Source organism: Marseilla massiliensis (genome assembly GCF_016899855.1).
Lineage (GTDB): Bacteria > Bacteroidota > Bacteroidia > Bacteroidales > Bacteroidaceae > Prevotella.
Window position 1 is genome coordinate 1 of record NZ_JACJJG010000257.1, and the last position, 420, is coordinate 420.

The 420-nt window shown below is 45.0% G+C and carries 1 protein-coding gene; it reads left to right on the top strand.

Annotation, left to right across the window (positions count from 1 at the left end; translation table 11 throughout):
* The coding region (locus tag H6A34_RS14655; RefSeq protein ID WP_205106104.1) for a DUF4372 domain-containing protein at nt 1–420 on the top strand (420 nt) is incomplete at both ends.

Here is a 420-nt window from a genome sequence, read left to right on the forward strand (position 1 = left end):
AGGACTCAGTTTAACAACTATGTTCGTAAGTATGATGGCAACCGATATGTGAAACATTTCACTTGCTGGAATCAGATGCTCGCGATGATGTTTGGACAACTGAGTAACCGTGAGAGCCTGCGAGACTTAATCGTTGCTTTCGAGGCGCATAAGGCCAAGCAATATCATCTTGGGTTAGGTCGTGAACCGATAGCCAAGACAACTCTTGCCACAGCCAACCAGAACCGCGATTACAGAATCTTCGAAGACTTTGCATTCTATATGATGAAGGAAGCCTGCGAGAAGCGGATGACCAACATCCTTGACATTTCCGGAAAGAAATATGCGTTTGATTCAACAACGATTCCGTTATGTCTTGCAACATTCCCGTGGGCAAAGTTCCGAAGCAAGAAAGGAGGAGTGAAGGCTCATGTCTTATAT